8 protein-coding genes and 1 pseudogene are annotated in these 8,875 nt (G+C 69.7%); 4 read left to right on the forward strand and 5 right to left on the reverse strand.

What is annotated here, in order from left to right; genetic code table 11:
• Positions 1-64: 64 nt before the first annotated feature.
• Positions 65-1,180, reverse strand: coding sequence for an allantoicase (gene alc, locus G3I71_RS29975; protein WP_164319362.1), 1,116 nt, complete (start codon positions 1,178-1,180; stop codon positions 65-67).
• A gap of 76 nt (positions 1,181-1,256) precedes the next feature.
• Positions 1,257-2,597, reverse strand: coding sequence for an allantoinase AllB (gene allB, locus G3I71_RS29980; protein WP_164319364.1), 1,341 nt, complete (start codon positions 2,595-2,597; stop codon positions 1,257-1,259).
• A gap of 298 nt (positions 2,598-2,895) precedes the next feature.
• Here allB and G3I71_RS29985 point away from each other — a divergent pair, with 298 nt between their 5' ends.
• On the forward strand, positions 2,896-3,702 hold the full coding sequence (locus G3I71_RS29985) for an IclR family transcriptional regulator (RefSeq protein WP_164319366.1): 807 nt from the start codon (positions 2,896-2,898) through the stop codon (positions 3,700-3,702).
• A 44-nt stretch (positions 3,703-3,746) separates the two neighbouring features.
• Here G3I71_RS29985 and G3I71_RS29990 read toward each other — a convergent pair whose 3' ends face one another.
• Positions 3,747-4,061 (reverse strand): DUF5955 family protein, encoded by a 315-nt coding sequence (locus tag G3I71_RS29990; protein WP_164319368.1) that lies wholly within the window; start codon positions 4,059-4,061, stop codon positions 3,747-3,749.
• A gap of 166 nt (positions 4,062-4,227) precedes the next feature.
• On the opposite strand from G3I71_RS29990, the gene G3I71_RS29995 reads away from it, so the two are divergent.
• Together G3I71_RS29995 and aceB are read left to right on the forward strand one after the other, a co-directional pair.
• Positions 4,228-4,827, forward strand: a complete 600-nt coding sequence (locus tag G3I71_RS29995) for an NTP transferase domain-containing protein (protein ID WP_164319370.1) — start codon at positions 4,228-4,230, stop codon at positions 4,825-4,827.
• A gap of 140 nt (positions 4,828-4,967) precedes the next feature.
• A complete protein-coding gene (aceB, locus tag G3I71_RS30000) occupies positions 4,968-6,599 on the forward strand; it encodes a malate synthase A (RefSeq protein ID WP_164319372.1) in 1,632 nt (543 codons plus the stop codon).
• A gap of 30 nt (positions 6,600-6,629) precedes the next feature.
• On the opposite strand, the gene G3I71_RS30005 is transcribed toward aceB, so the two are convergent.
• Positions 6,630-6,935, reverse strand: a complete 306-nt coding sequence (locus tag G3I71_RS30005; protein WP_164319374.1) for a SelT/SelW/SelH family protein — start codon at positions 6,933-6,935, stop codon at positions 6,630-6,632.
• Positions 6,932-7,846 carry a HipA family kinase gene (locus tag G3I71_RS30010; protein WP_164319376.1) on the reverse strand — a complete coding sequence of 305 codons (915 nt, stop codon included), beginning with the start codon at positions 7,844-7,846 and terminating at the stop codon, positions 6,932-6,934. The genes G3I71_RS30005 and G3I71_RS30010 overlap by 4 nt, the downstream gene beginning before the upstream one ends.
• Before the next feature lie 226 nt (positions 7,847-8,072).
• Here G3I71_RS30010 and G3I71_RS30020 point away from each other — a divergent pair.
• Positions 8,073-8,246 (forward strand): annotated as a pseudogene (locus G3I71_RS30020) (mobilization protein); the annotation flags it as partial.
• Between the last annotated feature and the right edge of the window lie 629 nt (positions 8,247-8,875).

Consider the following 8,875-nt stretch of genomic DNA (forward strand, 5'->3'; position numbering starts at 1 on the left):
GTCCTCCCCATGCCCGAAGCCCCATGCCCCATGCGCCGTCCCCGCTTCACCGCCGAAGGCCGCCTCAGCCCTCGATCCCCCGATACCGAGCCACCAGTTCCCCGGCCCCTTCCTCCGTCAGAGAGCCGAACAGCCGAAGCCGCGAGATCCCGCCGTCCGGATAGATGTCCACGCGCGCGTGCGTGCCCGCCGCCGGGGTCGGCAGGACGAACCGGTGGTTGGTGTCGGGCTGCAGGCGGGTGCGCGGGAGGATCTCCGTCCACTCACCATCCTCGCCGTCCCGGAGCGACACCGTCGCCCAACCCGCGCTGTTCCCCTTCAGATACGCCGTGTCGATCTCGACGGCCCGGATCTCCGACCGCGCCACCAGCCGGTAGCGGATCCAGTCGTTGCCCTGGTCGCGGCGGCGGCGTGTCTCCCACCCGTCGTCCATCTTCCGGGAGCGCCCCGGCTGGATGGTGTTCGACGCCGGCGAGTAGAACAGGTCGGACGCGTCCTCGGCCCGGCCGCCGTTCTCCAGGGCGACCACGTCGAAGGTGCCCAGCGCCGCCAGCCACTCCGGGTCCGGGACCACCTCGCCGTACACCCGCAGGCGCGCGATCCCCCCGTCGGGATGCTGGTTCACCCGCAGGTGCGTGAAACGCTGTTCGAGCGACACCTCGAAGCCGTTCGCCGCGTGACCGCCCACCTTCGTGCGCGGCACCAGCGTCGTCCACTTCACATCGTCCGCCAGCAGTTCCTCGGGCGACGGGGAGCCGGGCACCGACACGCCCTCCACCGACACGGCCTGCGGATAGTTCCCGCGGAAGTGGGCCGTGTCGACCACGACACCGCGTACGACGCCCGGCGCGCCGAGCCGTACCAGCGCCCAGTCGTGGTCCTCCGCCGTCGGCCACGGGTGCTCGGCGGACGCGCCGCGCCGGCGCCGCGTCTCCCAGCCGTCCATGATCTTGCCCTTGTGGCCGAAGTGCTCGGGCACGAACTCGGCGGGCTCGGGCACGAGCATGTTCTCGCGGTCGGCGAAGAACTCGTCGTTGGCGGCGATCACCCCGGCGCCGAGGCGGCGGTCGGCGAGGTTGGCGTACCGGGTGAAGGGGAAGTCCGCGGTGCGGTAGTCCGCGTACGGGTCACCGCCGCCGTAGGGGTTCGCGTCGCCGGTGAAGCTCGGAATCGCGGTCACGGTGATCAGTTCTGCCTTTCGGAGTCGGCGCTGCGGGTGCCGGGAGACGGGAGGAGGGGAAAAGGAGGACTGCGAATCAGGGCATGCGGGTGAGGAGTTGTCCCTTCGGTTCGGTGAACTCGCCCTCCGCCACGATGCGTTCGCCGCGCAGCCACGTCGACCTGACGACACCGCTGAGGGTCCTGCCCGCGTACGCCGTCACGCGGTTGCGGTGCTGCAGGGCCGCCGGGTCCACGGTGAACGTCTCGTCCGGCGCGAGTACCGCGAAGTCGGCGTCCCGGCCCGCCTCGATGGCACCCTTGCGCGCGCCGAGGCCCACCAGCGCGGCCGTACGCGTGGACATCCAGCGCACGACGTCCTCCAGGGAGTGGCCCCGCTGCCGCGCCTCGGTCCACACCGCCGCGAGGCTCAGCTGGAGCCCCGAGATGCCGCCCCACGCCGTGGCGAAGTCGGCGGTCTTCAGGTCGGCGGTGGACGGCGAGTGGTCGGTGACCACGCAGTCGATCGTGCCGTCGGCCAGCGCCTGCCACAGCAGGTCCTGGTTGGCGGCCTCCCGGATGGGCGGGCAGCACTTGAACTCGCTTGCTCCGTCCGGGACTTCCTCGGCGGTGAGGGTCAGGTAGTGGGGACAGGTCTCCACGGTGATCCGCACCCCCTCCGCCTTCGCCGCCGCGATCAGCGGCAGCGCGTCGCTCGACGACAGGTGCAGGACGTGCACGCGCGCGTGCAGGCGCTTCGCCTGCTCGATCAGGTCGGCGATCGCCCTGTCCTCCGCGCCGCGCGGGCGAGAGGCGAGGAAGTGGGCGTACTCGGGGCCGCCCCGCTGCGGGGCCGAGTCGAGGTGGTGCGGGTCCTCGGCGTGCACGATGAGGAGTCCGTCGAAGCCGGCGATCTCGGTCATCGACCGGGCGAGTCGCTCCTGGTCGAGGTGCGGGAACTCGTCGACGCCGGACGGCGACAGGAACGCCTTGAAGCCGAAGACACCGGCGTCGTGCAGGGGGTGCAGGTCCTTGACGTTGTCGGGCAGCGCACCGCCCCAGAATCCGACGTCGATGTGCGCCTTGCCGGCGGCCACTTCCCGCTTCGTACGGAGGTGGTCGACCGTCGTCGTCGGCGGGATGGAGTTGAGGGGCATGTCGACGAGGGTGGTGATGCCGCCGGCCGCCGCGGCACGCGTGGCGGTCCAGAAGCCCTCCCACTCCGTGCGTCCGGGGTCGTTGACGTGCACATGAGTGTCGACCAGCCCGGGCAGCAGGACATCGTCGCCGAAGTCCTCCAGGTGTGCGCCGGGCGGCACCTCGGCCTCGTACGGGAGTACGGCCGCGATCCGGCCGTCGGCGACCGTGACGGTGGCCGCACGCGTCCCCTCGGGCGTGATGACGCGCGTCGAACGCAACACCAGTTCGATCTCGGACACCCGGACCCCTCTCTTCCTCTGTCACCTCTGCCACTGTGGATTCCGCCGTTAACTTCCACGTAACGGAATTCAACTTTCTGTTGAAGGAGTCTTCACCGAGGGCCTCGCACCGTCAAGAGCAACCCTGCCGACCCACCCGACCCGACGCCAGCCAGGGAAAGCCGAGGCGGCAACCTGGATGTTTCCACAAGACGGAATTAGGGTTCCGGAAAACAGAACGTAGCCATACGCCAGAAGGCCGTCAAGCAACCGCCCGGTAGGCTGCACCATCGCCTGTCAGCAGTGAAAGGAACGCGCCGTGCCGACGCCCAGCGCCAGCTCCACCGACGCCGCCAAACCCGCCGCCGCCAGCGGTGGTGTCCAGTCCCTGGAGCGTGCCTTCGATCTGCTGGAGCGCATGGCGGACGCGGGCGGCGAAGTCGGCCTCAGCGAACTGTCCGTGAGCAGCGGGCTGCCCCTGCCCACCATCCACCGGCTCATGCGCACGCTCGTGTCCTGCGGTTACGTACGCCAGCAGCCCAACCGCCGGTACGCGCTGGGCCCGCGCCTGATCCGCCTCGGCGAGTCCGCGTCCCGGCTGCTCGGTACCTGGGCCCGCCCGTATCTGGCCCGGCTGGTCGAGGAGACCGGCGAGACCGCCAACATGGCGCTCCTGGACGGCGACGAGATCGTGTACGTGGCGCAGGTTCCGTCCAAGCACTCGATGCGCATGTTCACGGAGGTGGGCCGGCGCGTCCTGCCGCACTCCACCGGCGTCGGCAAGGCCCTGCTCGCCGGCTTCCCGCCGGACGAGGTGCGTTCCCTGCTCGCCCGTACGGGCATGCCGGCCGCGACGGAGAAGACGCTCACGACCCCGGACGGCTTCCTGGCCGCCCTGGAGGACGTGCGCCGCCTCGGTTACGCGGTCGACGACAACGAGCAGGAGATCGGCGTCCGCTGTCTCGCGGTCTCCGTCCCCGACTCCCCCACGGCTGCCGCGATCTCGATCTCGGGCCCGGCGGGCCGGGTCACCGAGGAGGCGACGGAGAAGATCGTGCCCGTGCTGAAGCAGGTCGCGGCCGAGTTGTCGGTGGCACTGGCCAGTTCGGGCAACCCCGCCCACTGAACCTGAAACCTCCGCCCGTCGGCCCGCAACCTCTCGGGCCGCCGTCAGCGGTGCGGCGGTTTCCCGAACAGGTCCACCGCGGCACGGACGTCCGACAGGCCCCGGGCGAGTGCGCTGACCGAGCCGATCGCGCCGGCGATCAGGAGTAACGAGCGGCGCAGGCGCGGGATTTCGGGGCTGCCGGTGATCGTCATGGCGGCCAGCCAGGCCAGTTCGTCCTCGGCGATGCCACGGTCGGGGAACTCGGCCGGATGCGCGGCGAGTTCACGGCGCAGCCGGGACACCGCGGTCCGCAACTCCGCCACTCTCGGGTCCTCGTCGCTGCCGGTCACCGACCTCTGCCCCAAGCTCCGCAACACGGCTCCCCCACTGGCCCCCACACGCGTCCTGCAGCCCCCATCGCGCTGGTCGGGCGCCAGGGACGCGGGACAGTAAACGCCACCCACGCGACGGGCGCCACACCAAGGGCCGAAATTCAGCCCATGAACACCGGCGGTCCGCCTCCGGGTCAGGTATGCAGGAGGCATGACGGAGAAACCGGAGCAGGTGGCAGGGCTGTTGCTCGCGGCAGGCGGGGGGCGACGGCTCGGCGGGCGGCCCAAGGCCCTGCTCGAACACCGTGGACACCTTCTCGTCGAACACGCGGCCGACGCCCTGCGTGCGGCGGGCTGCACCCCGGTCCATGTGGTCCTCGGGGCGCGGGCCGACGACGTACGGAAGCGGGCGGATCTGCCCGGGTGCGTCCTGGTGGACAACCCGGAGTGGGCGCAGGGCATGGGGTCCTCGCTGCGGGCCGGGCTGGCGTCCCTACTCGGCTCCGGGGCCCGCGCGGCCCTCGTCTCGCTCGTCGACCAGCCGGGCATCGGGCCGGAGGCCGTGGCCCGCGTCCTTGCCGCGTACACGTCCGAGGAGTCCCTCGCGGCGGCCTCGTACGACGGAACGCGCGGGCATCCGGTGCTGTTCGGCGCCGCCCACTGGACAGGCGTCGCGGCGGCGGCGGTCGGTGACCGTGGCGCCCGCGACTACCTCAGGACCCGCCACGACGCGATCACCCTCGTCGAGTGCGGTGACGTGGCTCAGCCGTATGACATCGACACGCCGTCCGACCTGGACCGTCTGGCGTAAGGGCCTCTCGCCGCGAAGAATCTCGACATCAACAAATCATTGAACTTCCACGATGAGGAAACTAGCATCCACTGATCAGAAACATCCGTGCCAAGAAGCCACAGCAGCCCACATCAGCCCGCTGAAGGAAGTGACCGCTCATGTCCGCACCAGCGCCGTCCCCGCTGGCCATCGTCGACGCCGAGCCCCTGCCCCGGCAGGAGGAGGTGCTCACCGACGCGGCGCTCGCCTTCGTGGCCGAGCTGCACCGGCGGTTCACGCCCCGGCGTGACGAACTCCTCGCGCGCCGTGCGGAGCGCCGCGCCGAGATCGCCCGCACCTCGACTCTCGACTTCCTCCCCGAGACGGCCGCGATCCGCGCCGACGACTCCTGGCGGGTCGCCCCGTCTCCCGCTGCCCTGAACGACCGGCGCGTCGAGATCACCGGCCCGACCGACCGCAAGATGACGATCAACGCCCTCAATTCAGGCGCGAAGATCTGGCTCGCGGACTTCGAGGACGCCTCCGCGCCGACCTGGGAGAACGTGGTCCTCGGGCAGGTCAACCTGGCCGACGCCTACACCCGGAACATCGACTTCACCGACCCGACGAGCGGCAAGTCGTACGCCCTCAAGGCCGCTGCCGAACTCGCGACCGTCGTCATGCGTCCGCGCGGCTGGCACCTGAACGAGCGTCACCTCCAGCTCGACGGTCAGCAGGCGCCCGGCGCCCTCGTGGACTTCGGCCTCTACTTCTTCCACAACGCGCAGCGGCTCATCGACCTCGGCAAGGGGCCGTACTTCTACCTCCCCAAGACCGAGTCGCACCTCGAAGCCCGCCTGTGGAACGACGTGTTCGTCTTCGCGCAGGACTACGTCGGCATCCCGCAGGGCACCGTCCGCGCGACCGTGCTCATCGAGACGATCACGGCCGCGTACGAGATGGACGAGATCCTCTACGAACTCCGCGACCACGCCTCGGGGTTGAACGCGGGCCGCTGGGACTATCTGTTCTCCATCGTCAAGAACTTCCGTGACGGCGGCGCCAAGTTCGTCCTCCCGGACCGCAACGCCGTGACGATGACAGCCCCGTTCATGCGTGCCTACACCGAACTCCTCGTCCGCACCTGCCACAAGCGCGGCGCGCACGCGATCGGCGGCATGGCGGCGTTCATCCCGTCCCGGCGCGACGAAGAGGTCAACAAGGTCGCCTTCGAGAAGGTCAAGGCCGACAAGGACCGCGAGGCCGGCGACGGTTTCGACGGCTCCTGGGTCGCCCACCCCGACCTCGTCCCGATCGCCATGGCCTCCTTCGACGCGGTCCTCGGCGACCGGCCGAACCAGAAGGACCGCCTGCGCGAGGACGTCCACGTCGAGGCCGCCGACCTGATCGCCGTCGACTCCCTCAAGGCGAGCCCGACGTACGACGGACTGGTCAACGCCGTGCAGGTCGGCATCCGTTACATCGAGGCGTGGCTGCGCGGGCTCGGCGCGGTCGCCATCTTCAACCTCATGGAGGACGCGGCCACCGCCGAGATCTCCCGCTCACAGATCTGGCAGTGGATCAACGCGGGCGTCGAGTTCGAGCACGCCGGGAGTACGGTGACGGCCACCCCTGAACTCGCCCGCAAGATCGCCGCCGAGGAACTCGCCGACATCCGCGCCGAGATCGGCGACGAGGCCTTCACGGCCGGCCACTGGCAGCAGGCCCACGACCTGCTCCTCACCGTGGCCCTCGACGACAACTACGCGGACTTCCTGACCCTGCCGGCGTACGAGCAGCTCAGGGGTTAGGTCAACAGCTTTTCAGAGCAAGGAAGTTGCTCACTTCTCCGAGTGGCCCAGGGACTTTTCCGGGGCCACTCGGTCGCGTACGAGCCGTTTCACCGCCGTCGGCTCGGGGAAGCCCTGCTCGCGCCGGTCCCATAGCACCTCGTCGTCCACGCGTACGACGAAGACGCCGCCGGTGCCGGGCTTCAGGGACAGTTCCGTCAGCTCGGTCTCGAAGGTGGTGAGGAGTTCCTGCGCCAGCCAGGCGGCGCGGGGCAGCCAACGGCACTGGGTGCAGTACTCGATCTCCACGCGGTGCACGGCGTCCGTCCCGGTCTCCGCCGTCTGTGTGTCCGTCATCCGAGATGCACCGACCAATCCTGTTCCGCCGCCGGTTTGCCGTGCAGGTCGGGGACCCGCTTGAGCCAGTTCGGCCGGTCCCGCTGTGTCTTCGCCGCACGTTGGGCGTCCTCGGCGGCCAGTTCCTCGCGGCCGGGGAATTCGGTGGGCAGCCAGGACCCGGAGGCCCGTACGCGCGCGTGGAGGTACGACACATAGGCGTCCCGGACCTCGTCGGGGGTCGTGAAGCCCGCCTCGATCTCCAGCCAGGCGTCCGGGACCTCGGCCAGCACCTCGCGCAGCAGCTGCTCCGTGACGCGGGGCGCCAGTTCGGCGTCGGCGGCGCGGGTGTCCGGGGTGTAGCGGCCGAGGGCGTGGCGGCGGAAGTCGTACGCCTTCTCCGGTGCCGACAGGTCCCACCTGTGGTGGAAGACGAGGGCGGCGCCGTGGTCGATCAGCCACAGGCGCGGCGGCGCGATGCCGAACGTGGGCCAGACCATCAGGTTGGAGCTGTGCGTCGTACGGTCCACGTTGACGGTGAGGGCGTCCAGCCAGACGATCCGGCCCGCCTCCAGTGGATCGACGTCGAACGAGGCCGCCGCCTCAGGGGTGAGGTCCTTCGCGCCCGGCAGGTAGTCCATGCCCAGGTTGAGGCCGGCGCTGGCGCGCAGCAGGTCCTGGACCTCCTGGTGGGGCTCGTGGGCGCCGGTGGCCGGGTCGAAGTGGACGAGGACCAGCTCGGGGAAGCGCAGCCCGAGGGCGCGCGCGAGCTCTCCGACGACCACCTCGGCGACCAGCGCCTTGCGGCCCTGCGCGGAGCCGGTGAACTTCACGACGTAGGTGCCCAGGTCGTCGGCCTCGACGAGCCCCGGCAGCGAACCACCCTCACGCAGGGGCGTGACATAACGGGTCACAGTGACCTCTTTTAGCATTTTCCCAGGCCACCTGTCTCTTCAGCCTTGAAATCCACGAACACTGTCGGGGAGGTGTCCCAGCGGGAACCACCCGTCAACGGCCCTGGGGAGAATCTGGGGAGTTCCGACCGGCATGCGGTTCTCCCCGTTTCCCGAGCAGTCCGTCGATGGCGGTTCGCCCCTTGCTTCCGGCCTCCGGCATGAAGTGAGCATAGTAACCAAGGGTGATCACAGGCGAGGAGTCACCAGCGCCGAACTCCACAGGGCCCAGCGAAAGGGCAGAGAGCAGGCGGCACGCGAAGAACCGCGCGAGACCGTACGGCGGGCAGTGGCGGGAGCCATGGGCGAGGAGGAGTTCTTCGACGGGCTGCCCGCCGTCGGCCTGCTGATCCGCAAGCGCGCCGCACCCTCCGGCGACCCGCCCGCCTCGAACCGATCCTGGTCCTGCCCTGCCCTGCCGCTGGTCAAGAGGGATTACCTCGCTGTCGAACGCGCGAAAATCTATGTCGACCGGAGTAGACATTCGATGGTTGGCCTGGTTATGGTTTCTCTCGTAGCCCAGAGAGACAGCAGGGCCTGGCAGACACGAACTGCCGGGCGGCAGTACCCGTAGTTGCAGTGTGCAGGGCGGTGCGGTGGTGGAGTTTCGAAGCCAGGGTTGTTGCAGGACGGCGACGGGACTGGCCGTCGGACCGGGTGGCCCGCAGTGATCAGGGGCCGCCGTGAGCAGTACCGCAGGAGAAGTACCCGTAGGTGCGGTTCACAACATGCAGCAGTGAGGTCGGTGAGTGGTACCTCGGTGAAGGCGTCGGGCTGCGGGCGCGCGCACCGGGAGGTTCGGCAGTGGGGTTCCAAGCCAGAGTTGACGCAGGACGGGCGACGGGGCTGGCTGCCGAAAGCAGTACGCAGTACCCGCTCAGCAGGTCGTAAGTGACTGATCCCAGAGGGAAGAACGGAGGGGCCGAGCGCCATCAGGATCGCCCGGGCGGACGTCTTGAACCCGGGTACCGCAGGACATCGACAGTGAGGTGGTCTCCGGTCGAGCAA

The sequence above is a fragment of the Streptomyces sp. SID12501 genome, from assembly GCF_010550245.1.
In the GTDB taxonomy this organism is placed as follows: Bacteria; Actinomycetota; Actinomycetes; order Streptomycetales; family Streptomycetaceae; genus Streptomyces.

Coding starts and splice junctions, on each gene's coding strand:
- G3I71_RS29995 (WP_164319370.1), top strand. CDS start 4,228: ATGACGGAGAAACCGGAGCAGGTGGCAGGGCTGTTGCTCGCGGCAGGC.
- aceB (WP_164319372.1), top strand. CDS start 4,968: ATGTCCGCACCAGCGCCGTCCCCGCTGGCCATCGTCGACGCCGAGCCC.
- G3I71_RS30005 (WP_164319374.1), bottom strand. CDS start 6,935: ATGACGGACACACAGACGGCGGAGACCGGGACGGACGCCGTGCACCGC.
- G3I71_RS30010 (WP_164319376.1), bottom strand. CDS start 7,846: ATGCTAAAAGAGGTCACTGTGACCCGTTATGTCACGCCCCTGCGTGAG.